We start from the raw sequence: 22,959 nt of genomic DNA, 5'->3' as shown, positions 1-22,959 counted from the left end.
GCTAAAGTACCTCTAATTTATTAAGTGTTGAATTCAAAAAGTCTCAATCTAACTGCCAATAGTTAATCAATAGTTAACCAATAGTTCACTAGGCAATAGTGTTAGTTTTTGGAAAATAGCTGTTGATTGTTCACAACCTATTTCCAAAAACTAACATCTAGATACTTAGCTCAGATCAACTACTGAATCCGTAAGCATTCAGCCGTCAGCATTCAGCCGTCAGCCGTCAGTCTTCCGCTTATGCCCATAGCGCACGCTACTTGAGGTGATGCGCGAATAAGCGATGCAGTGGCCTCACGGGGTTTTCCCCCACTCGCGCTTTGCATCAAGAAAAGAGCTAAGCATTCGAATAATGCTGAGTTACGTAAAGCTGATAGCTGATAGCTGATAGCTGATAGCTTACCTGAATCCTGACAGTCAACCTAACCGATTTCAGTAATACTGACAATTTTGCTGCCCATTTTGTGGATATTTTGAATCCTCGCCGACAGCTGATCGTAACCCACTTCATAGGTAGCATTACTCCGCTTAAAGCGAGAACCAACACCAGCTTTAGCTACAGTAACCTTATAGCGTTTGCCAGTATTGGCGTAAGTACCTGAACCCCCAGCAGGAGCAGTAATCTTGGTAGACAGATTAGAGGCTAAATCACTAATCAGGGTAGCTTGGTTACTGCTATCACTGGTAGCATATCCCCGCATCAAAGAAAACGTCCGATTAAAGGCTACGTTCTTAATCCCAACTTCGGTAGTATTACTACGAGGATAGGGGACAATAAACTCCCCAAAATTCAACTGATACTCTGCGCTATCGATATAAGAATCGATTTCCGCATCGTAGCCAGCAGTGTTATAAATTTGAACGTGTTCGGAAATTTCTGTTTGATCCTGGGGAGCACGACCTAGAAAATGCTTGTAGTTGAGCTCAATGAAACGATATTGGGAAGCAGAATCAAAAAACAGGGACTTATACAAGTCTGATTTAGCCACCATGCGCACAAAGCCCCGTACACTGATGTCTCCATTGCGCAGCATCGCTTCAGCGGTAGTTAAGCGATCGGATTCCAGCAAGTGCGGGTTACCTAGAACCTGTTTGTAAACTGCGCGAATCACTGTCTGCACATCATCTTCTGTTGCACCAGCACGTAACTCTACTGGGTCAGCATCCATTACCCAAAGTGACATTTAAATTCCTCCTAAATTCTTTGCTCAAATTTAGCTGACTTACACAGCTATTCACTTACCAGTTATCAGTTATCAGTTAACAGTTAACAGTTTTTCTTGATTACCATTAACTGTTGACTTGTAAGCATTCAGCTATCAGCTATCAGCTATCAGCTATCAGCTAGCAGGCGCTTTAACTGAACGGGGTGGGATGAGTAAAACGAGCAGGGATTTTCAACTAGCTGTACCAGCCCGTAAGGTTGTTTACTAATTCCCGTTGATTAGCTGACGGCTGACAGCTGACGGCTGAATACTTACGTTGACTTAGTAACTGATAACCGGGCTCCTAGATCAAGTTAACTCAGTAACACTGAGAATCTTGCCACCGCTTTTATGAATACTCTTCACTTGTTCAGAGAGTTGTTCGTAGCTAACCTGATAGTTCAGCTGGCTATATTTATTCAAGCGGGCTACACCAGCGCATGTGGAAACAGCAATCTGGTAACGCTTGCCAGTATTACCATAACCTGCACCATTTCCAACTGCTGGAGCTTTAACTTGTGGAGATATATTACCAGCTACAGAAGTAATTAGCTGGGCTGGTTTTCCACTATCACTGGTAGGAGAGCCTCGCAGTAACGAGAACATCCGATTAAAGCCCACATTCTTTATTCCAGGTTGGCTACGGATGCTGCGGGGATAGGGAACGATGTTATCGCCAAAATTCTCAAGATATTCGTCACTATCGATATAGGAATCGATTTCAGCTTCATAACCCTCTTGATTGTAAAGGCTGACGTGCTCAGAAATTTCAGCTTGATCTAGGGGAGCACGACCTAGCAAATGCTTGCAATTAAGTTCAATGAACCGATAGGGAGAAGACACCTGGAAAAATCGGGATTGATACAGGGCTGATTGAGCCACCATGCGCACAAAGCCACGGACACTAATATCCCCATTCCGCAACATTGATTCCCCATTGGTGATTCGCTCGCTATCCATCAGATGGGCATTGCCCAAAACCTGCTTGTAAACGGCTCGAATTACCGTCTGCAGATCCTCTTCAGTAGCATAGGGTCGCAGTTCTACTGGGTCACCTTCAAAGGCATCTAGACCAAGGGTGGCTGATACCGTTAAATTCCCCATTCTTATTTCTCCTAAAGTGAGTTTGATAATGATATAATCGTTGGTTAAACCTAGTTTGAGGTAATTTCCCCAAACCTAGGGTCAGCTATTAAGGAGCTATTAAGCTATTATTAGCCGACCCTGAGTTTATATCAAATGGTCAACGTTCAACCAGCATTACAAAACCTCAGTAATGCTGGTAATCTTTCCACCACATTTATGAATGTTCTGAAATTGTTGAGACATTTGACTGTAGTTAACTACCCGCTCGGTCTTGCTAAACTTATTGAGTCGAGCAGCAGCAGTTGAGGTAGAGTAAATAATCCGGAACCGCTTCTCTGTGTTACCACTAGCTGCGCCATTGCCAATCGCTGGTGGAGTAATTTTCGTGGACATATTCGCAGCCAAAGAAGAAATTAACTTTGCCTGTGTATCACTGTCACTGGTAGGAGAGCCCCGTAGCAATGAGAACATCCGATTGAACCCTTCATTTTTGATCCCCACTTGAGTGCGGATAGACCGTGGATAAGGGACGGTGTACTCACCAAAGTTTTGAATGTATTCGTCGTTATCGATATAAGAGTCGATTTCAGCGTCGTAGCCCTCTGTATTATATAGTTGGACGTGTTCAGCAATCTCTGCCTGGTCCTGAGGAGGGCGTCCTAACAAGTGTTTGAAGTTCAGCTCAATGAACCGGTACTGAGAAGAACTGTGAAAGAAAAGTTTCTGATACAATTCAGATTTAGCCACTACCCTGACAAACTGACGCACTGTAATATCGCCATTCCGAAGTAGGGCTTCAGCACTGGAGAGGTGATCGCTCTCCATAATATGTTCATTGCCCAAAACCTGCTTGTAAACAGCTCGAATTACCGTTTGTAAATCCTCTTCAGTGGCAAAAGGCCGTAATTCTAATGGATCACCTTCAAAGGCATCCAAGCCTAGAGTAGCTGAGCGAGTTAAATTTCCCATTTCTATCTCTCCTTTAAAACTTCCGAAAAGACCAAACCCCAGACATTAGGAGATTTCTGTAATGCTGACGATTGTCCCGCTAGTGCGATTAATCCGTTGAATTTGGGGTGTCATCTTGCTGCCAGGAACAATGTACTCAGTGGTACTACGACGGCGACGACCGCTGTACATCGCACCGCGCACTACAATTTTGAACATCTTTTCGGTAGCATCAGCATAAGCTGCAGCACGACCACCTGCCAGTGGCACAATTTTGCTGGTGCTATTGGTGGCAACTGCTTCTACCAAGCAAGAGCTTTTTATGGAGCTATCAACTTCTGAATTACCCCTTACCAAGGAGAGGGTACGGTTATAGCCCACCTGCTTTTGACCGATTTGGCTACTAGAACCACAATAGTAGGGTACGGTATCATCCCCAAAATTATTTTGGTATTCGTCACTATTGATGTAAGAATCAATCTCAGCATCGTAGCCCTGCTCAATACAGATGCGGATGTGTTCCGCAATTTCTGTCTGATCCAGGGGAGCACGACCCAATAAATGCTTAAAGTTCAGCTCAATAAATCGGTAGGGCGCACAGGATTCAAAATACCGAGCGCGATAGAAATCTGATTTTGCCACAGCCCGGACAAATTCCCTGACAGTGATGCTGCCATCGCATAATTGCGATTCAGCATTCACTAGCCGCTCGCTCTCCATAATGTGGGGGTTGCCCAAAACTTGACGATAAACTGCCCGAATTACAGCTTGTACTTCATCAATGCCACTAGTGGGCCATAGTTCAAAGATCAAATCTGAATCTAGACCAAACTTGGCAGTAGGCGCTGTACTGACCATTTAAATTTCTCCTTGCAAAAAACTTATTCAAACTAAAGGGGATTTTCCTTGCCAAAACAAAGCAACCAACCCTTAATTTCACTGCACCTCTACCTTCTTTGGCAGCAAACTAGTTGGCTTGCTGCCAAAGCACGCAGACATACACGAACTTTTCCAGATTAGAAACGTTTGAATCCCGATTGAATCCTAATTACACAACGGTGATGCTGGCAATCACGCCACCTTGCTTATGAATCCGCTGGTACTCTTTGGAGAGCTGATCAAACGGAACCAGGTAGACCTGGTTACTGCGCCGGAATTTGGATACCCGATTCACTGCACCAGGGGACTTATAGCCAGTTACCTCAATGCGGTACACCTTACCTTCAGCAGTAGCTCCAGCACCATGACGAGTTCTGGCACCCAATGGCGTCTCTTGGAAAGACCAGCCAGATACACCACCAGATGGGGGAATCACTGCTGTAGGAATTTCTTGAATTACATTCTTATTTAGGCAGGGAGTATTGCCAGCCAAGCTCCCTTTGAAATCGCTACTAGATGCTCCTCGCAACAGTTGGAACATGTGGGTAAACCCAACCATCTTCTTGCCTGTTTGGGTTTTGTAGCCCCGGTAGAAGGGAACGGTGTCTTCCCCATAGACTTCCTGGTATTCGTCACTGTCGAGGTAGGAATCAATCTCTGCCTCGAAGCCCCCTTCATCCCAGATAATACTGTGAGCCTTCATCTCATCGAAGCCATCGGGAGCCCGACCAAGTAAATGTTTGAAATTCAGCTCAATTACCCGGTAGCGGGGGGATTTGTCGAAAAACCGGGAGCTGTAAGCATCGGATTTAGCTACTGCCCGCACAAATTCCCGAACGCTGAGTTCACCTAGTTTGAACTGAGACTCTGGGACAGCGAGGCGCTCACTTTCCATGACATAAGCATTGCCCAATACTTGCCGATAGACCGCCCGAATCACGGCCTCAGCGTCCTCGCTTGAGATACCTGGCCACACTTCAATTGGATCTGTGTCTTCAAATAGGCCGACACCTAGCTGTGATGCTGGTCCGAATGCCATTAACAGATTCTCCTAGATAGCAACAAATTTTTTAATCAGAGTTTTCTCAGGGTGTTTAAAAAACTTTACAAGCTTTTAAACAACAACATAACCTCTCTCGCGACTCCTGATGGAGGAATCTTGGGAGCTCATAGCTCCTGTGAGCGAGATTGTGTCAGTGTTTTACACCTTCACACATTTATTTATACAATGCCCTGATCACCCTAAATTATCAAGATTTGTAAACTTCTGGGATTCTCTGTGATTGAAACTGACGACTATCTTAGAAATTCTGAATTATAAAGTATGAATTATGAAATATGACTTATGAAGTATCGAATGATTGTTTTATTTTTCACTCATGCTTTTCAAGCTACTCTCAACCTAACCCCAAGGTCAAACAACCTCTAACCTTTAACCTTCAACCCTTCAACCCTTCAACCCTTCAACCCTTCAACCCTTCAACCCTTCAACCCTTCAACCCTTCAACCCTTCAACCCTTCTGAATTTGTGCGATCGCTACCTTGACCAGTTGGCGAATTTCCTCTCGCTCATCGGATAACTTGGCTGTTAAGGCAGGTAAAGCCGCTTCATCCTTCAGCTTCCCTAAAGATAAGATTACCCTCCGCCTCACTTCTTGGCTGGGGTCTTCCAGTAACGGGATTAAATGGGGAACCCCTACCTGGGGGTTAAGTTGGCTCACCGATGTCGCTGCTTCTGCACGAACATTGACAGATTCATCTTTCAGTGCTACCAGGAGAATTTCTGTAGCCTGGTCATTACCCGGTTCATCCACCAAATTAGCGATCGCACCGACTACTGCCATCCGCACATCTTCTGATTCCGAGTGGATTGCCTGATACAGGTGCTCTGCTGCTTCTGATCCAATGAACGCCAGTGCCCAAGAGGCATGACCTTTGGCAGTTTGGGGATAATCTGCTGATTCCAACACCTCAATCAACTTTGGCACAGCCGCTTCTCCCATTCTGGCTAAGGCTCCAGCCGCTGAACTCTTGACCACTGTATCCTCATCATTTAACAAAGCATTGATCAGGGTAGGAACCCCCTGGGGATCCCTGATTTTTGCTAAAGCCTTGCCACAAGACCTGCGCACCACCGGGTTTGGGTGATTAGCTAGTGCTTCGAGCAAAAACGGAGAAGCTGGCTTACCAATTTTGCCGAAGGCTTCCACGAATCCCAGTCTGACCATGCCCCGGCTATCAGCCAGGGATTCAACCATCTGTTTTAACTGTTGCGCATTAGTAATATCAACGTTTCCCTCAGTAAGTTGGCTATTGACATCAGCCAGCAAACGGTCAGTTTCAGAGGGAGCTGGTGGTTGAGTTTCCGTAACCATGGGTAATTCAGTTGCTTGAGTCAGTTGCTTCAGGATGATGGCAAAGAGGATTCCTGGGGGCGGAGATCTTCCAGAGCAGTGTCAATCTTTACAATTTCCGGGTGTTTTTTGATATGCTCCATGACCGCTTTTTTAGGCAATTTCACCTTCTCGGCCATTTTCATCACATCATTAACGAGTCTTTCGCGATATTTCTCTAGTTCAGTAATAACTTCCTCAATTTCTGCCGCTGATGGCTTTGCTTCTTGACTCTCAGACATTTTGGTGACGTTCTTAAATGGTGATTATTGTATAATAAGGTTACAGCTTTCAAGTTACAAGTTACAAGTTACAGGTTACAGGTTACAAGTTACAGGTTACAGGTTACAGGTTACAAGTTACAGGTTACAGGTTACAAGTTACAGGTTACAGGTTACAGGTTACAGGTTACAGGTTACAGGTTTCAACCTTCAACCTTGGCCAAAAGGCCACGCGTGCGCGTTCAACCTTCAACGCTTCAACCTTGGCCAAAAGGCCACGCGTGCGCGTTCAACCTTCAACCTTGGCCAAAAGGCCACGCGTGCGCGTTCAACCTTCAACGCTTCAACCTTCAATCTTCAACCTTGGCCAAAAGGCCACGCGTGCGCGTTCAACCTTCAACCCCTTAACCTTCAACCTTCAACCCCTTAACCTTCAACTACGATGACTGGCCCCTAAGCTTTCCCGAGTATTGCTGCGAGTATAGGGATTCCAGGTGTCTAGATCTTTATATGGTTGATTCAAGAGCATGGAACGGGTGGCTTCACTGATGCCTTGAGCCATGGTAAAGTCAGCGCCAGCAATATTTTGTACATGGTTTAAATCTGCTCCAGTCAGGTCGGCTCCTCGCAAATCCGCTCCCTCCAGCTCCACTCCACTCATACGGGCATTGCGCAAGCAAGCCCCGGTCAGGAAAGCCTTCCGTAAGTTGGATCCACTCAAAGCAGCATCCTGCAAATTAGCACCGGTTAAATCCGCTCCGCTGAGATAGCCTCCTATTACTCTAATCCCTTGCAAGTCAACTCCCCTGAGATTAGCAGTATTGAGAAAAGCACCATTGAGATTAGCACCAGGCCCAACAGCCCCAGAACTTTTGTAGCGAAATCCTTCTGGCCAATTGGTTTCCCGGTCATACAGGGCTACTTGTAGGTTGGTTTCATTTAAGTTAGCCATGGTCAAATTAGCCTTCCTTAAATCTGCCCGGTTTAGATAAGCCCCTTGCAAATCAGCGCCAGTCAGGTCAGCGCCAGTGAGATTAGCTCCCCTGAGATCAGCTCCCCTCAGATTCGCTTCCCGCAAAATTGCCTGACTAAGATTAGCCCCAGTCAAGGTAGCTTGGCTCAAATTAGCTTTATGTAGGTTAGCACCACTGAGGTTAACCTGGTACAAGTCTCTCTGACTCCAATCAACGCCCTCAAGATTAGCATCAGAGATATACTCTCCGGCTTGGAACCGTTTTAAGATATCCATAGCTTGGTTGTTAGTGCGATCGCTTAACCGAGTTTGACTAATTGTCATTACTAAACTCTACCTGGAACTGCCAGGGTTATTTTACCGTTCTGGTGGGAACACAGGATATTAAAAACCATTACTATTTCTAGGGTAGGGGCTAGCTCTACCCATCTATCACTAATAGGAGGTTCAAGCAAAAATGCGACTCAAGCCACCCATGACCATGATGGACTTCTTTCGCAAAAGCGAGGGCAAGTGGTTTACTCAACGCACAGTTCATCACTTTGATAACGCTGCCGATGAATCCGGAGAATCCAATCTGATTGTTCAAGTCATCGAAAAAGATAACCCTAAAGTCAAAGCCGTGTGTGACCTCCAAAGCATTGACCCAAGCCAGGCGATGGGGGGAGCGAGCTTTATGTGGCAAATCAATTTAGATGACCGGGAACCAAATTCCAAATATGCCGCAATTCTGATTGATGTTCCAGACGATGAAACTAAGCTTAGTGGTAAATTGATTCGAGACCAGGGCTATGTGGAAAGTATTCCGGTAGTGAGTCGGTATTGGTTTGGCAAAGACGGCATCCTCACCATTGATACCAATTATCAAAACAATCAGGGTCAAGAACGTTGTTGGTTTGTCACCGATGATTTTCGTGTGCGAGTCAGCACTGTGCGCATGATGAATGGTATCAATCTCATGACTTATTGCTCTGAACGCCGCTGTGTTTCTAGGGAAATGCTGGAGCAAATGATTGAAACTAATCGCGCTAGAGCTATGGCGGCACAATAGTAATTAAGTCATTAAAACTTAATTATCTGATCAAAATAATTCAACTCGGAGCATATTTACTTAGATTACTCCTAAGTTTACCTATAGGAGGCTAAGTAAACATGAAAATATTGCAATCGCTAGTAATTTTTGGTGCCATCAGTCTGAGTGGATACTATGGGATTACCCATTCAGTGAATCCCGTTCTAGCTCAGATTGTTCCGGATCATACCTTGGGGGATAATCCAAGTGTTGTTAAACCCAATGTAGAGGTTAAAGGACTTCCTGCTGACTTGATTGAAGGTGGAGCAACCAGAGGGGAGAACCTATTCCATAGCTTTTCTGATTTTAATGTTGGGGACTTGCAGCGGGTTTACTTTGCCAATCCCGCTGGCATTAACAACATTCTCAGCCGAGTAACTGGTAGTAACATCTCCAAGATCTTCGGAACCCTGGGAGTAGATGGTGCCGCCAATTTGTTTTTGCTCAATCCTAATGGTATTGTTTTCGGAGCCAATTCCCAATTAGATGTAGCCGGTTCCTTTGTCGGAAGTACCGCTAATAGTGTAGTGTTTGGCAATGGCACCGAGTTTAGTGCTACCAATCCCGAAGAACCACCCCTGTTAACCATTAACATTACTCCGGGATTGCAGTATGGCCAGAATCATCCTCAGCCGATCGTAAATGCTGGCAATTTAGCTGTGGGACAGGGACAGAATGTCACCTTAGTTGGTGGGAGTGTGATTAGCACTGGGGATATCCTAGCATCAGGGGGTGAGATTAATATATTAGCGGTCCCTGCTGAAACCTTAGTGCAATTGGGGCAAGCTGGACAGATTTTGACACTATCCACCCCAAAGGTGCCATTAACACCATCCGCTCCGGCCTCTGTCACTGAATTTTTGAGTAGTTTGGACCATGACACTGGCGTAACAGTTTCCAGTGACGGTCAGGTAACACTTACCGATTCCGGTACTGTAGTGCCACTTGAGCCAGGAACGGTGATGATCTCTGGTACCCTAAGCGCTGCCAACCTCTCCCCAGGACAAACCGGCGGCAAAGTAACGGTATTAGGAGATAACGTTGGCTTGTTTGACAGTGCATCAATTGACGTTTCTGGAGACAGTAGTGGTGGAAATGCACTAATTGGTGGGGATTTCCAAGGTCAAGGACAGCTGCCATTGGCCACAGCTACCTATATCGCTCCTGAAACCACCATCAAGGCTGATGCGGTTAGCACTGGTAATGGTGGTCTGATTCTGATTTGGTCCAATCAATCGACTCGCGCCTATGGCACCTTAACGGCACTGGGGGGATCCCAATCAGGCAATGGCGGTTTAATCGAGACATCCAGTGCAAATTTTCTCGATGTTACGGGAGTTAGAGTCGATGCTAGCGCCCCAAATGGTTTAGCAGGAACATGGTTACTTGACCCGAGGAATGTTACTCTTGGCTTTGCCGATACATCCAATGGCACCTTTGATAGTAATTCCAATATCTTCACTCCCACTGGAGATGATGCCGTGGTGAATATCCCAGATATTGAAGCTCAACTCAATGCTGGCACTAATGTCACTATCACTACTGGAACCACAGGCGCTCAGGAAGGAAATATCACCGCAGATGGCTTTGGCATTACCAAAACTACACCAGGGGAAGTCACTCTAAGTTTGCAAGCGGCCAATGATATTAGTCTCAAAAACTTTGGCATCAATGCCAACAGTGGTTTCCTGAATCTAGTCCTGGAAGCGGATAGTGACAATTCCGGTAGTGGTGATGTGGAATTGATGAATGCGGGAATTGATACTGGCGGAGGAGCAGTCACCATTACTGCGGCTGGTGCGATCGCATTGGAAAGTATCGGAATTAATAGAAATAACAACCGTACCGATCAGGCACCACCAATCACCGTGATCAGTGATGAATCCATATCCCTCAAAAGTGCTGGAATCAATAGCCTCACCTCTGGGAATAATGGAAATGCTGGAGACGTTATCGTTCAAACCGGTACCCTTACCCTAGAAGAGGCGGGGATTGGTAGTACGACAGAGGGTAAGGGGGATGCTGGCAATATCACTGTTACTGCTGCTGACTCAGTTGTGGTCACAAACAACAGTGGTATTAGTACCAACACTCAAGATAACAGTAGTGGCAATGCTGGAGAGATCACCATCACCGCCGGTTCTTTATTGTTTGAAAATCAAAGTGGTCTTGGCAGCGATACTCGAAACAATAGCAGTGGGGATGCTGGAAAAATAACCATTACTGCTGACTCACTTGTGTTCAGAGAACAAAGTGGTATTGGTACCAACACAAGAAATAACAGTAGTGGCAATGCTGGAGAGATCACCATCACCGCCGGTTCTTTATTGTTTGAAGGCGAGGATAGTGGTATTGGCAGCGATACTCAAGACAATAGCAGTGGGGATGCTGGAAAAATAACCATTACTGCTGACTCACTTGTGTTCAGAGAACAAAGTGGTATTGGTACCAACACAAGAAATAACAGTAGTGGCAATGCTGGAGAGATCACCATCACCGCCGGTTCTTTATTGTTGGAAGGTCAGGAAAATGGTATTGGCAGCGAGACTCAAAACAATAGCAGTGGGGATGCTGGCATAATAACCATTACTGCTGACTCACTTGTGCTCAGAGAAGGCAGTACTATTGGTACCAGAACGATTAATGACAGTACTGGGGATGCTGGCATAATAATAATTAATGTTGACTCCATCTCCCTAGAAAACAATAGTGCTATTCTAAGTACTACCGAAACTACTGGCGAAATAGGAACAATCACACTCAATGCCAACTCCATTTCCCTCTCAGACAGCAGAATTACTACAGCTGTAGAGGAAACAGCAGTTGTTAACTCTCAACCAGACCCAGAGCCTAACATCATCATTCGGGGAAGCTCGCTCTCCTTAACTAATAACGCTCAAGTGACTGCTAGTAGTTCTGGCCAAGGAAATGCTAGTGACATCTTGGTAGAGGCTGACTCTATCTTCCTTGAAGAAAGTAATATCTCTACTGAAACCGTTAGCGGAGACGGTGGCAATATTACTCTGACCCTACAGGATTTATTACTATTGCGCAACGGTAGTCAAATCACCACTAGCGCCGGTACCGAAGACCAACCAGGAGATGGTGGCGATATCACCATTAATGCTGATTTAATTGTGGCCTTCCTGGAAGAAAATAGCGACATCACCGCTAATGCCTTTGAGGGCATGGGGGGTAATATTACACTTACCGCTGAAGGGATCTTTGGGTTCAACTTTCCGGATCAACTAACCAACTTGAGTGATATCATCGCCAGTTCTGAGCGTGGTGTAGACGGTGACATACAAATCAACATCCTTGGGGTTAATCCCTCTCATGGTTTAGTAGAACTCCCCACTACTGTAGTTGATCCATCTACACTGATTGCCGCTAGCTGCACCGACAATGTCAAAGTAGGATCAAACAGTTCCAAAGGGGATGAATTCATTATTACTGGACGGGGTGGCTTACCTCCGAGTCCCCTTGACCCAATCATCAGCCAGACGGTGATAGCAGATTGGGTGACCATAGATAACTCGGCAACAGAAAATGATCAGAGTCAGATCACTCCTGCTGCTAGGGAGGAGTCGGCTCGAAAGCTTCCAAGGCGGCGAATTGTAGAAGCTCAGGGTTGGCTGATTGGCCCTGATGGTACCGTTATTCTCACTGCTTTCCCTACCACCCCCGATACCTGGGCTAACTCTTCATTGAAATCCCCCTCTTGCCAGGATCTCAGGAGAATTAGTAATCGCTCCTAGGGATTAATCCTTTGGTGGGCAGTGCTTAGCTTGGCTATCACCAGGTTGATGAATCGGTCTGATGCACTGCCCACCCTACATCTCTGCCCACCCTAGATCTAGCTAGGGATTAATCCTGTGGTCGCTAGTGCTTAGCAACGCCCTTGGCCAGCTTGATCAATCTCTGTGTGGCCGATAAGCTCGACTAGCTCAGTGGGTTGGTTGCCCAATTTTGCCTAAGTGCTGATTGACCTGAAACGGAAGATAATCGCAAGTAACGCAAAAATCGAGCACCCCTAATCTCATCATGTGTGCTAGAATTCGGAGGAAGCTTAAAGTCAGCACTATGCAAGCTAGTTCCTAGTCTAAATTCAAGATTGTAAATTTAAACCATTAACAGCCAAGGGGTCTTGGTAAGAATTCCTTGACTATCTAATTACCTAAGTATCTAATTCCCTGAGTATCTCGATGTTCTTACGTAAGTCGAAATTGCTAAAATACACTATTATTATCTAGTAGTAGCCCAGCAAGGGCTAAAGCGCTAGGATGGCTATTAGCAGGTTCAGATCAGCAGCGAAGGTTTAGATTATAGGCGTTCCCATGCTGGTGTAGATTATTCCACTTTAGGTACGACTGAGGCACCCCTTAAAACAAGTCAAGCAAAGTGAAACCTTCGCAGCTAATTAAGAGTTAAGCGTTTTTGAGTAGATGGCGGAATAGATTCTCCTTAACCATCATTTGACGCAAAACTTCCAAGAGATAGGACTGAGCCTCCTCCTGGCTCAAGAGCTTGACTTGGTCTTGGTAGATTTTCATCTGGAACTGTTGCTCCAAACTTAGCTTTCCAGGCGTTTCCATAGGTTTACTCCTAAGCTTACATACGTTGATTAGGGCAGGCGGACGAATGTTCCGACTGCTCTTTTTTTTGGCCGTTGTTAATCAATCTAACACACTTATAGAATACTGTCGATTCTGTCAAGCAATAAGTAATCAAAGATACAAATTGTAATAAAAATCCGGAAAGGCATTATTTACCCTTGTGCCTGTATGTCTGATAGGCTGAGCTCTTTGAATACCGATCATAAATAAATATTGATGGGGAGATGGGAAGATTTTGATTAAAAGTAATTATTCGGACATGATATTACGCAAAACCTGAGGCCAAACCCACCTATATAGTGGCACAATTCCAGTTAGTATCAGTATATGTAGCGTACCAGCGGAAAAGCTGATGGCTTGGGCATCGATGGCTTGTTTGGAAAAATCTCAGGAATATGCAAAAATTAAAGTTTAAGTAAAATTTAAGTAAAAACTCGGTAAACCAAATACTATAATATGGATCCAATTATTGATGCCATGGAATTTTTCCAGCTCAGTGCTGGCAACTGGCGATCGCAACGCACGACCCATCACCTAGCCTTCCGACAAGCAGAGAAGGGAGAGTTGGACATAAATGTAGCTACCTTAGAGGCTGATCATCCCCAAGTCATTGAACTGTGTGAGCTTCATAAGATTAACCCGAGTTTGGCAGCAGGTGGAGCTTTGGTCAGTTGGCAGGGCACAATGGCTTGGGATCAGAGTGATGACGGTCACAAAGACTCGACGGTGATGGTGGTGGTTCCAGATGCCGACTCTCCTAGAAAAGGTAAGTTATTGCGGGAAAAAGGTTACGCTGAAACCATGCCAGTAGCTGGTCTTTATAAAATGGATGCTCAAGATGGGCTAGTGCTGATTACGGAATATGAAACCATGAGTGCTCATGAGCGTTTCTCGTTTATCACTCCATCTCGGCGGATGCGTACCAGTATAGTGAAACGTTTTGGTGGATTTAGCAGCGCATCATTTTGTATCGAAACCCGGATTGACTCTAATTTAGATAATGGGGCTAGTGCTGGCGCTAATACTGGGGCTAATATTGGCGTGACATCTCAAAAACAACAAAATGTCTTGGCACCGGAAGAGTATTATTCAATCTTGGGCTGGTGATTCCACCATCAGCGATGATCCTTTAATCCGGGGCTACCAGTATCTGAATGCTGTGGGTCAGCTGGCTTTAGACCCAAGTATGGTAGAGATCACTGATAATGTTAAAGAACGCGATCGCATTTATACCTGGATTGGCAATCACATTGATGCCATTAATGGTGAACTCCAGACTTGCCTAGAAGCCTGTCATAGCTGCTATCATGATTCCGGATCTCCCCCAATGCGGATTTTGGCAACCCCTTTAGGGGAAAAGTTTGGTATTGATGGCTTTTGCAACATCTTAGCCACTCCGGCGGTGATATTAATTGATGTCGGACGCATTGCACGGTCTGATTGGTTGAGTATTGTCATCCATGAATATGCCCATGCTCATTTAGGTTCCCCTGGTCACGATCAGCGTTTTTTTGATGTCATTTCCCATCTCTGTTTGGGTCTAGGATTAAAACCGCCACGCTGGCAGTTAGATCTCGAAACTTACCTACGGGATTGGCCAGAGTGTCCATCCAAGACTAATCCACTGTCTTTTTGGATGGGGTATGGAGGGTAGGAGCGATAGGCGAAGGTTAAGCCAGAGCCTAAGGAGGCTATTGTCTAATTCTTTTGGGCTATCCTAATAAATATTAAAAATTATTGCTTTGATTAACGTTTTAATTAATCAAAATTAATAACCTATTCGTGATTGAGGCGATTAACTTAAAAAGGGATACTCAGAGTAATCCCAAAAGAGTACCCTTAGTTGATGAACCGATGACTATTGGCTATTGACGGCTGTCCCGGCTATCACTAGTCGCTTTAGGGATTAAAATATCGATTAAAATATAATTTTTTTATAGACTGACACAGGATTCATTATATATTTGATTAAGGTTTGTAAGATTTTCTAAGAATACGGAGATAAAAACGTGGCTATTCCTTTACTAGGCTACGCCCCTGTGACGCAGAATGCGCGCATAGATGGGTATGAGATACCAGGAGAAGAGCAACCCAGAATTTATTCCACTGAAAACTTGCTCTCCCCCGGGGACATGGATGCCCTAATCGAGGCAGGATACCGTCAGATCTTCTTCCATGCCTTTGCTTCGGATCGTGAACCGTTCCTGGAGTCTCAACTCCGCTTCGGTCAGATCACAGTGCGGGACTTCATTCGTGGGTTGTTGCTTTCTGAAACCTTCAAGACCAGCTTCTATGACAAAAACAGCAACTATCGGGTTGTAGAGCAGTGCGTGCAGCGGGTGCTTGGACGTGATATCTATGGCGAAAGGGAAAAATTAGCCTGGGCAGTTATAATTGCCACAAAGGGTATCCAAGGCTTCGTCGATCAACTGCTCGACAGCGAAGAGTACATGGAGAATTTTGGGTACAACACCGTCCCCTATCAACGGCGTCGAGTGATTCCCGGTCGGCCTCAGGGTGAAACACCATTCAACATCAAATCTCCACGTTACAACGAATACTACCGTGCAGTACTGGGCTTCCCACAAATCATTTGGCAGACCCAGGTGCGCAGTTACGTCCCACAAGACAAGAAGGCCAAGTTAGGGGATCCGTCTCTGTATATGGGCATGGCACGGGAACTGTCTCCCCAAGGCAACACTATCCCACGAATATCAGCTATAAACATCGATTACGAATCCTTAGTGCCATATCGGGCTCAGGAATCTCCGCAAAAGGAACTAGCTGAAGCGAAGTCGTAGCACGTCTAAGAGTTTGATCAAGGCTAGGGGGGGAGGGGCAACAAACTCAATCCACTCCCCAGAAACGGGATGCTGTAGTTGTAGTCGCCAAGCGTGAAGTGCTTGACCCGGTAGATTAACACCGACAGAACGAGCACTGCTGTAAACGGTATCTCCAACAATGGGATGACCAATATAGCTACTGTGGACACGAATTTGGTGGGTGCGACCAGTTTCTAATTGGAAATGCATGAGGGTATAGTTGCCCAGTCGTTCTCGGACTTGCCAATGGGTAATAGCTGGGCGTCCCCCTTTTTCTACTGGCACGACAGCCATTTTCTTGCGGTCTACAGGATGCCGTCCAATCGGTTGGTTAATGGTGCCAGACTCAGCAGACGGAGCACCGTAGACTACACCTAAATATTGTCTTTGAGCAGTTTTGGCTTGGAGTTGGGCTTGTAGATGTCCATGAGCCTGGTCAGTTTTTGCGATCGCAATTGCACCAGTTGTATCCTTATCCAAGCGGTGGACAATCCCTGGACGCTGAACACCACCAATACCTGTAAGTTTAGGGCAGTGGGCTAAAAGGGCATTGACAAGAGTACCACTTTCATGGCCAGGTGCGGGATGAACTACCAAACCAGCAGGTTTATTGATAATAATCAGAACGTCATCTTCATAAAGAATGTCTAAGGGGATGACTTCCGGTTGTAATTCCAGGGGTTTGGGGTCAGGAATGGTTAAGGAGATCCGATCGCCTAGCTGAACTTTAGCTTTTTTTGAGATACACACGTGATCATTCACTTGCACGTTGCCTTGTTCAATCAGCTTCTGGATACGAGAGCGAGACAAGTCAGGTGTTTGTTGGGCAATATAGCTGTCAAGGCGATAACTGGGAGTGGAACCAGTAGACTTGCTAGTTTCCTGAACTTGCAAGAATTTGATAGAAAGCTGAGGGGTCATTGTTGAGCGTTGATTGTCAACCGAACTGAGAATTAGGAATACAGAAGACTTTAATTATGTATTCATTATCAATAATTAACAATTAACTAAAGCCGATCAACTATTGTAGAAGTGATTAACCGGATTTGATATTATTAATTATTTGGGTTCGTAGCAAAGTGCAGCGGTAGGGTAACCGTAAATGTAGTTCCCACCCCAACTTCACTGTTTACAGCAATTGTACCCTCGTGCAAGTCTAAACATTTTTTGACAATTGCTAAACCCAGTCCAGTCCCAGGGATGCTGCCAACATTACTTGCTCTTTCAAAGGACTCAAATAGTTGATATTGGTCTTTTTTAGGAATACCGATCCCCTGATCTTGGACCTGGATTACTGCGGTCGAAGAATTGCAATTGAGTTCAAATTTGATAGTACCTCCTTCTGGAGAATACTTAATGGCATTTAAGAGCAAATTGTTAACGACATGACTCAAAAGTCTTTCATCGATTAGGACATCTTGGCAACTACCATGACTAAGGAATATCAGGTTATGGTTAAAACCCAGGTTAATTTTGATATTTTCGAGTATGTCCTGACACAAAGCAACTAAATCCATGGGTTCTGGCTCAAACTTGAGTTTCCCGGCATCGGCTTTCCCAATGGTTAGAACATCATCCAAAAGTTGAGTCATCCGGAGCACAGCATGCTGGATTTTATCATGGTGCTTCAGTTTTTTCTCAGCGGACAATTTTTGCTCATAGCGTTGCAGCATTTGAGCAGAAGATTGAATGGTAGTCAGGGGCGTACGAAACTCGTGAGAAACTAATGAAACGAAACCTGAGCGGAGTTGACCGAGTTCTTTTTCCTTAGCCAATGCCTTACGAATATCTGCTTCTGCTTGCTTGAGTTCAGTGATATCCCTTCCCACCGCCTGGCATTCTATAAAGTGGCCATGTTCATCAAACATAGCTCGATCACTCCACTGCTGCCAGCGAATTTCTCCAGAGTCGAGAAGAACTCGGTGTTCGTAAGTGTTGATCGGATTCTCTACAGAAAGAGAACGGAAGTTCCGGGTCACAATGTCTTCGTCTTCCGGAGGCATTTTTGGCAAAAATACTTGCCCTACTAATTCAGATCGGTCTTTGCCAAAATAGCGGCAGTAAGCATCATTGACAAACGTTAGGGTGCCATCAAGTTTCAACCGACAGATCAGTTCAGTTTGATCTTCAATGATGGCACGAAATCGTTCTTCACTGTGTCGCACCGCCTCCTCTGCCTGCTTGCGTTCTGTAATGTCTTCAACCATGCTCAAAATACACAGGATTTCTCCTGCTTGATCTCGCATAGCCATCATGGTTAAATTACCCCAGAGGGTATCTTGATTCTTTTTTAGGTAACGTATTTCTAACTTAAAACTATCAATTTCTCCTTGTATGACCTGCTTAATATAAGGCTTGGCTTTTTCTAGGTCTTCAGGATGAGTAATTGCCAAACCATTGAGAGCCATTAGTTCAGACTTGGTGTATTCGAGCATTTCATAAAAAGCCCGATTCACCTGAATAAACTGATAATCCAAATCTGAAAGTGACATTCCGATAGGTGCTTCATCAAACACCCTTCCAAATTGGGCATCTTTCTCGTCTAAAGCCGCTGCTGTATTTAGTCTCAATTGCTGATAGGCTTGGCGTAGTTCTACCTCTGCCTGCTTGCGCTGGGTAGTATCTTGGATAATCCCGATAACTTGATAAATATTTCCTTGCTCATTTAGCAGGGGAATATAGGTAGCAAGGACAGTGAGTTCACCAACCTCTGGCAAAGTCAGAGTAAGTTCTTCGACTTGTGGTGTACGGGTTTCCACAGCCTTTTGTAGCAGTTTCACATAGATATCCTTAAATACAGGTGGATAGATTTCCTCGTCAGTGTGACCCAGTAGTGGTGAATCAGACACTCCAGTAAGCTTAACGCCTTGTTGATTGATAAACTGGAGCCGCCGCTGGGCATCATAGATCATAAATGTACCGGGGAAATTATCCACTGCTAGGCGAAATCTTTTTTCGCTCAGGCGTAATGCCTCTTCTGCCTGTTTGCGCTCCGTGATGTCAACAATTAACCCCAGCACACGATTGAGATTACCCGAACTATCTAGGTAAAACTGTCCTTTGTTCTCAACCGTGATGTATGTGCCATCCTTCTTACGGATCCGATACTCAAGATGAATAGGCTCCTTAGTGACAATCACCCGTTCTATGGTGTGTCGGTATCGTTCTAAATCATCAGGATAAATTAATTCATCCCACCCTTGCCTAGTGTTGGTGAGTTCTCCTGGGTAATAACCCAATACTTGTTCAATATTGTGACCCCAAATCAATTCATTTGTCTGGGTATTCCATTCGTAGAGCAACTGACCACTGATTTTACTAACCGCTTCATAGCGATAAAGCCATTCGGTTAATAGAGCAAAGTAATTTTTGAAGTTTTGCTGATCTCGATTCAGATTTTCACAGCCCTTACTACCTTCATAGGAGCCAGTAGAGTTACCATCGTCCAATCCAGATTTTAGCTCTTTAATGCTAGTGATATCTTTAGCAACAGCATAGAAAAGACCCTGTTCATCCTGTGAAATTCTCCAAGCCAGCCAACGCAAGCTACCATCTTTGTGGTAAATTCTATTCCGGTATTCGACTAGTTTTCCTTGACCACAATCACGAAGGGCATTGAGAGTAACTTCCCGATCTTCTGGATAAATCCACTCAATCCAAGGTCGCGATCGCAATTGGGAGCAAGTCCAACCTAGAACCTTTTCCCAAATCGGATTGAGTTGTTGAAAATATCCGTTTTGACCAAAGGTGCATAATAGATCAAGTGATAAAGAAAACAAGATCTTTAGGGCGGACTCTGCCTCTGCCATTGTTTCAGTACTTTTTATGTGAGACTGAGTGGTGTTCATTGCTGGGCTCGATCCGTCAGAAATTCTACAGATAAGCTAGGGATACATCTACCCACAGTCTTCCCTCAATAATCAGTATAATCACAAGATCATCAGCAGGAGTATTTTAGAAAGCTCAGAAGATTTCTCTAAGGAAAGGAAATTTTGAGGACATTTTGTGGTAATATTTTTTAGTCTTTTGCCCTGAAGCCCTGCTGAGAGCTTTACAGTAAGCCTGATTGGCATGTTCTCTTCGAGCAGTACCGTCCTAGATAACTGTGCTAGATAATTGGGCTAGATAATTGGGCTAGGTGACTAGGGCTGATAACTTGCCACAACTCGCCCAGCTCCGTAGCGCTGTCGGTAATAATACTTTGTTATCTCATCCCCTTGTTCTGAAAGCTGGTCAATTGCAATCCCATTACGACCATGATCAATACCCGAACTATGAATGTAATCACCATCACCTAGATACAATCCTACATGGTTCACTTTTTGGGCGGTAGCGAAAAAGACCAAATCTCCTGGTTGTAATTCCTCCATTCTAATGGTTTGGGTGAAAGCTGCTTGCTGATAGGAATCTCTGGGTAACCAAATCCCCGATGCTGCAAACGCTGCTTGCATCAACCCTGAACAGTCATAGTTGGGAGCTACTGTACCCCCCCAAAGGTAGTAGGGATTTTGGTGCATTGCTGCTTTAGTAAACCCAATCACCGCTTTTATTCGTGCTTGGATTTGAGCTGGAGACAGAGAAATGGGGCGATAAGGAGTGTTAGCTATGTCCAGTAGAGCCAAATCCGACACAGGCAACCAACCAGAATAGTTATCTTCGCACAGACATACTTCTAAGGCATTACCGACAGGTGGGACAGACTTGACCCACAAGTGCCTTCCCGTAGCTGCTTGTGTTGTTAAACGCTTACAGTTGGGCGAATCATAGAGGTTGAGATTAGCAAGACAGTAGTATTCCAAATCATTGGCTCGTAATTGCTCAAGCAAAACCATAGTATAGGAAGCGGGAACTCACACTCAGATTATGGTCCTTTTCTAGAAGGATAAACAACTAGGAAGATTAAGCAGCGAAATCAACCGTTGCCCCAAGAGCCACCTTTCCCTAACTGCCTCATGATCAAATTACTCTGATCGAGCGCCTCAGGAGCTGGCAAGTGGACTTACCCCACTCAGAGGAAAAATCAGGGGCCAACGCCAATCGGTAATTTCCGATCGGGCAACCGGAAATAGAGAATTGCAGAGGTTTTACAGGTGTAGATGCCTAAGTCCTGTGTTAGTGATGTTTACGCAGGGCAAAACTAAAAGCCAAAATGAGGTTATTCTGCTCTTTGTATCTGGTAAAGTTCAAGGGATGAGTAGACTATCCTAGGATAGGGTTCAAATTTTTGAGTACCTGACCTGATCTGATGTGACTAGCAGCTACAAGTTACTGACCAAGAACTATAACTTTTAGCTTTTGGCTAACTGCTAAGTTTGTTACCCCTAACCAGTCACCAAGTAGTTTTTGAGGAGTGAGTGTGAAGAGTAATTTTCCTAAGACCCTTTCGATCCAACTGAGTATGGCAGTATTGACGATGGTCAGTTACCAGCTGTCTGCTACTGCTGAAACACCTCGCTATAATTCATCGGTAAAGCAATTTACCCAGACAGCAGCAGCCGTCAGACCTGAGCAATTAGCAGCAACTTCCACCATCACAGTTGACCCTAATCGATTTAATCCGGAAACTACACAAACTCCTAAAAATATATTCAGACCAACTAGTCTGCCATCAGGGAATCTCAACACTATCACTGACCATCGAGCTAATTCCCGTTTAGGGCAATTGGACAGGATAGGAGCAGCGGTTCGTGCCAGTAAGTCGGTAGGGTCTCCTAGTGAATTAGTCAACCGCTCCCAATTCAATGGCTCAGTTGCACCAATTGCTGACTATACAGTCAGACAGAAGCAGGTACCATTAGCCAATTTAGAAACTATCCAGGAGTATCCTGCTGATCCCCCCAAACAAGAGCTAGAACCGATCACTGAGGAATACCAAACACCTTCTCAAGAGTTTAATAATCCTGTGGTAGCTCCACCGAGACCAGGGACTTTAGCTACATCTGTGGCAGCTCTAAAAATACAACTAGATCAAGCCACCTCTGACACCTCACCAGCCATCTCCTATGAAGTAGGCACCCCTGTAGCTCAGAGAAATATTGATCCTACTGGCAACAGCCTTGGGGTTGGAAACTATGTTGGAATTGGCGGTCATATCGGTTTTACTGATGATGGCACCAATATTGGTCGAGGTGGCTTTATGATTAACGGCAAATATGATTTATCCCCCACCTTATCAGTTCGTCCTAGCATACTAATCAATGATGATGCTACCTTTGTGATCCCAGCTACTTACAACTTTATTTTCCAGGATGAACCGTTTGATCCGCCTACTTACTCAGCTTTCGCTGGTGGTGGTTTGGCTTTTTCTACAGGTGATGACAACAATGTGGGTTTAATCGTTACTGGTGGTGTTGATTGGCCATTTGGACCCAATTTTGTGGCCAATGCTGCCTTAACTACTGGAATTTTTGTTGATGGTGCCGCAGATCTCGGAATTTCCTTTGGCATTGGTTATAGCTTCTCTAACTTTGGCAAGTAGAAAAGGGACAAATATAGCAGAAGTCAGAAGTCAGAAGTCAGAAGTCAGAAGTCAGAAGTCAGAAGTCAGAAGTCAGAAGTCAGAAGTCAGAAGTCAGAAGTCAGAAGTCAAACTCTTGCGCTTCTTGATGCAAAGCGCGAGTGGGGGAAACCCCCAAGACCGTAATGGTGCGCTTGACCTTGGCGAATTAAATTCGCCACGGGTCGCACCTCTGCATCGCTTACAAAGGGTGTGAGACTAATGTCGATGTCCTAACTGCCCTGGCG

General features: G+C 45.0%; 21 protein-coding genes. 9 read left to right on the top strand and 12 right to left on the bottom strand.

Features of this window, described 5'->3' with window-relative positions; genetic code table 11:
* Window positions 1–422: 422 nt before the first annotated feature.
* The 5 genes from F6K37_RS03650 to F6K37_RS03630 form a co-directional block, all read right to left on the bottom strand.
* Window positions 423–1,184, bottom strand: a complete 762-nt coding sequence (locus tag F6K37_RS03650; protein ID WP_287248221.1) for a phycobilisome rod-core linker polypeptide — start codon at window positions 1,182–1,184, stop codon at window positions 423–425.
* Between the two features lie 330 nt (window positions 1,185–1,514).
* A complete protein-coding gene (locus F6K37_RS03645) occupies window positions 1,515–2,309 on the bottom strand; it encodes a phycobilisome rod-core linker polypeptide (RefSeq protein ID WP_287248219.1) in 795 nt (264 codons plus the stop codon).
* A gap of 156 nt (window positions 2,310–2,465) precedes the next feature.
* Window positions 2,466–3,260: a phycobilisome rod-core linker polypeptide gene (locus F6K37_RS03640; RefSeq protein ID WP_287248216.1), complete on the bottom strand. Its 795-nt coding sequence runs from the start codon at window positions 3,258–3,260 to the stop codon at window positions 2,466–2,468.
* Window positions 3,261–3,305: 45 nt separating this feature from the next.
* Complete coding sequence (locus F6K37_RS03635; RefSeq protein WP_287248214.1) at window positions 3,306–4,097, bottom strand: phycobilisome rod-core linker polypeptide; 792 nt, start codon at window positions 4,095–4,097, stop codon at window positions 3,306–3,308.
* Window positions 4,098–4,287: 190 nt separating this feature from the next.
* Window positions 4,288–5,157, bottom strand: coding sequence for a phycobilisome linker polypeptide (locus F6K37_RS03630; protein WP_287248213.1), 870 nt, complete (start codon window positions 5,155–5,157; stop codon window positions 4,288–4,290).
* A gap of 299 nt (window positions 5,158–5,456) precedes the next feature.
* On the opposite strand from F6K37_RS03630, the gene F6K37_RS03625 reads away from it, so the two are divergent.
* Complete coding sequence (locus F6K37_RS03625) at window positions 5,457–5,642, top strand: hypothetical protein (RefSeq protein ID WP_287248211.1); 186 nt, start codon at window positions 5,457–5,459, stop codon at window positions 5,640–5,642.
* Here the strand turns inward: F6K37_RS03625 and F6K37_RS03620 are convergent.
* Window positions 5,630–6,493 carry a HEAT repeat domain-containing protein gene (locus F6K37_RS03620; protein ID WP_287248207.1) on the bottom strand — a complete coding sequence of 288 codons (864 nt, stop codon included), beginning with the start codon at window positions 6,491–6,493 and terminating at the stop codon, window positions 5,630–5,632. The two genes, F6K37_RS03625 and F6K37_RS03620, sit on opposite strands and share 13 nt — an antisense overlap.
* 29 nt (window positions 6,494–6,522) lie before the next feature.
* Entirely contained in the window at window positions 6,523–6,753 is a 231-nt protein-coding gene (locus F6K37_RS03615) for a DUF8630 family protein (RefSeq protein WP_287248206.1), read from the bottom strand.
* A gap of 242 nt (window positions 6,754–6,995) precedes the next feature.
* Here F6K37_RS03615 and F6K37_RS03610 point away from each other — a divergent pair, with 242 nt between their 5' ends.
* Complete coding sequence (locus F6K37_RS03610) at window positions 6,996–7,178, top strand: hypothetical protein (protein WP_287248204.1); 183 nt, start codon at window positions 6,996–6,998, stop codon at window positions 7,176–7,178.
* Here the strand turns inward: F6K37_RS03610 and F6K37_RS03605 are convergent.
* Window positions 7,166–8,029 carry a pentapeptide repeat-containing protein gene (locus F6K37_RS03605; protein WP_287248202.1) on the bottom strand — a complete coding sequence of 288 codons (864 nt, stop codon included), beginning with the start codon at window positions 8,027–8,029 and terminating at the stop codon, window positions 7,166–7,168. The two genes, F6K37_RS03610 and F6K37_RS03605, sit on opposite strands and share 13 nt — an antisense overlap.
* A 133-nt stretch (window positions 8,030–8,162) precedes the next feature.
* Here F6K37_RS03605 and F6K37_RS03600 point away from each other — a divergent pair, with 133 nt between their 5' ends.
* Window positions 8,163–8,756: a phycobiliprotein lyase gene (locus tag F6K37_RS03600; RefSeq protein ID WP_287248201.1), complete on the top strand. Its 594-nt coding sequence runs from the start codon at window positions 8,163–8,165 to the stop codon at window positions 8,754–8,756.
* 101 nt (window positions 8,757–8,857) lie between these two features.
* On the top strand, window positions 8,858–12,535 hold the full coding sequence (locus F6K37_RS03595) for a two-partner secretion domain-containing protein (RefSeq protein WP_287248198.1): 3,678 nt from the start codon (window positions 8,858–8,860) through the stop codon (window positions 12,533–12,535).
* A 669-nt stretch (window positions 12,536–13,204) separates the two neighbouring features.
* Here F6K37_RS03595 and F6K37_RS03590 read toward each other — a convergent pair.
* A complete protein-coding gene (locus F6K37_RS03590; protein ID WP_008183188.1) occupies window positions 13,205–13,372 on the bottom strand; it encodes an NblA/ycf18 family protein in 168 nt (55 codons plus the stop codon).
* Between the two features lie 477 nt (window positions 13,373–13,849).
* On the opposite strand from F6K37_RS03590, the gene F6K37_RS03585 reads away from it, so the two are divergent.
* The 3 genes from F6K37_RS03585 to F6K37_RS03575 all read left to right on the top strand — a co-directional run bounded on the left by F6K37_RS03585 (window position 13,850) and on the right by F6K37_RS03575 (window position 16,194).
* On the top strand, window positions 13,850–14,500 hold the full coding sequence (locus tag F6K37_RS03585; protein ID WP_008183190.1) for a phycobiliprotein lyase: 651 nt from the start codon (window positions 13,850–13,852) through the stop codon (window positions 14,498–14,500).
* Window positions 14,457–15,047, top strand: coding sequence for a hypothetical protein (locus tag F6K37_RS03580; RefSeq protein WP_008183192.1), 591 nt, complete (start codon window positions 14,457–14,459; stop codon window positions 15,045–15,047). Before F6K37_RS03585 ends, F6K37_RS03580 begins: the two co-directional genes overlap by 44 nt.
* 355 nt (window positions 15,048–15,402) lie before the next feature.
* Window positions 15,403–16,194 (top strand): phycobilisome rod-core linker polypeptide, encoded by a 792-nt coding sequence (locus F6K37_RS03575; RefSeq protein WP_008183195.1) that lies wholly within the window; start codon window positions 15,403–15,405, stop codon window positions 16,192–16,194.
* Here F6K37_RS03575 and F6K37_RS03570 read toward each other — a convergent pair.
* The 3 genes from F6K37_RS03570 to F6K37_RS03560 form a co-directional block, all read right to left on the bottom strand.
* Window positions 16,174–17,136, bottom strand: a complete 963-nt coding sequence (locus F6K37_RS03570) for an RluA family pseudouridine synthase (protein WP_008183196.1) — start codon at window positions 17,134–17,136, stop codon at window positions 16,174–16,176. The two genes, F6K37_RS03575 and F6K37_RS03570, sit on opposite strands and share 21 nt — an antisense overlap.
* Before the next feature lie 134 nt (window positions 17,137–17,270).
* Entirely contained in the window at window positions 17,271–20,063 is a 2,793-nt protein-coding gene (locus F6K37_RS03565; RefSeq protein WP_008183199.1) for a PAS domain-containing sensor histidine kinase, read from the bottom strand.
* Window positions 20,064–20,357: 294 nt separating this feature from the next.
* On the bottom strand, window positions 20,358–21,047 hold the full coding sequence (locus F6K37_RS03560; protein ID WP_008183202.1) for a C40 family peptidase: 690 nt from the start codon (window positions 21,045–21,047) through the stop codon (window positions 20,358–20,360).
* A 524-nt stretch (window positions 21,048–21,571) separates the two neighbouring features.
* Between F6K37_RS03560 and F6K37_RS03555 the strand changes: the two genes are divergently transcribed.
* Window positions 21,572–22,693 carry a hypothetical protein gene (locus tag F6K37_RS03555; protein WP_287248190.1) on the top strand — a complete coding sequence of 374 codons (1,122 nt, stop codon included), beginning with the start codon at window positions 21,572–21,574 and terminating at the stop codon, window positions 22,691–22,693.
* Entirely contained in the window at window positions 22,683–22,928 is a 246-nt protein-coding gene (locus F6K37_RS03550) for a hypothetical protein (RefSeq protein WP_008183206.1), read from the top strand. Before F6K37_RS03555 ends, F6K37_RS03550 begins: the two co-directional genes overlap by 11 nt.
* Window positions 22,929–22,959 lie beyond the last annotated feature (31 nt).

The organism is Moorena sp. SIO4E2 (assembly GCF_010671945.1).
GTDB lineage: Bacteria > Cyanobacteriota > Cyanobacteriia > Cyanobacteriales > Coleofasciculaceae > Moorena > Moorena producens.
Note: the sequence above shows the minus strand (reverse complement) of the source record. Positions and strands in the feature narration are given on the sequence as shown.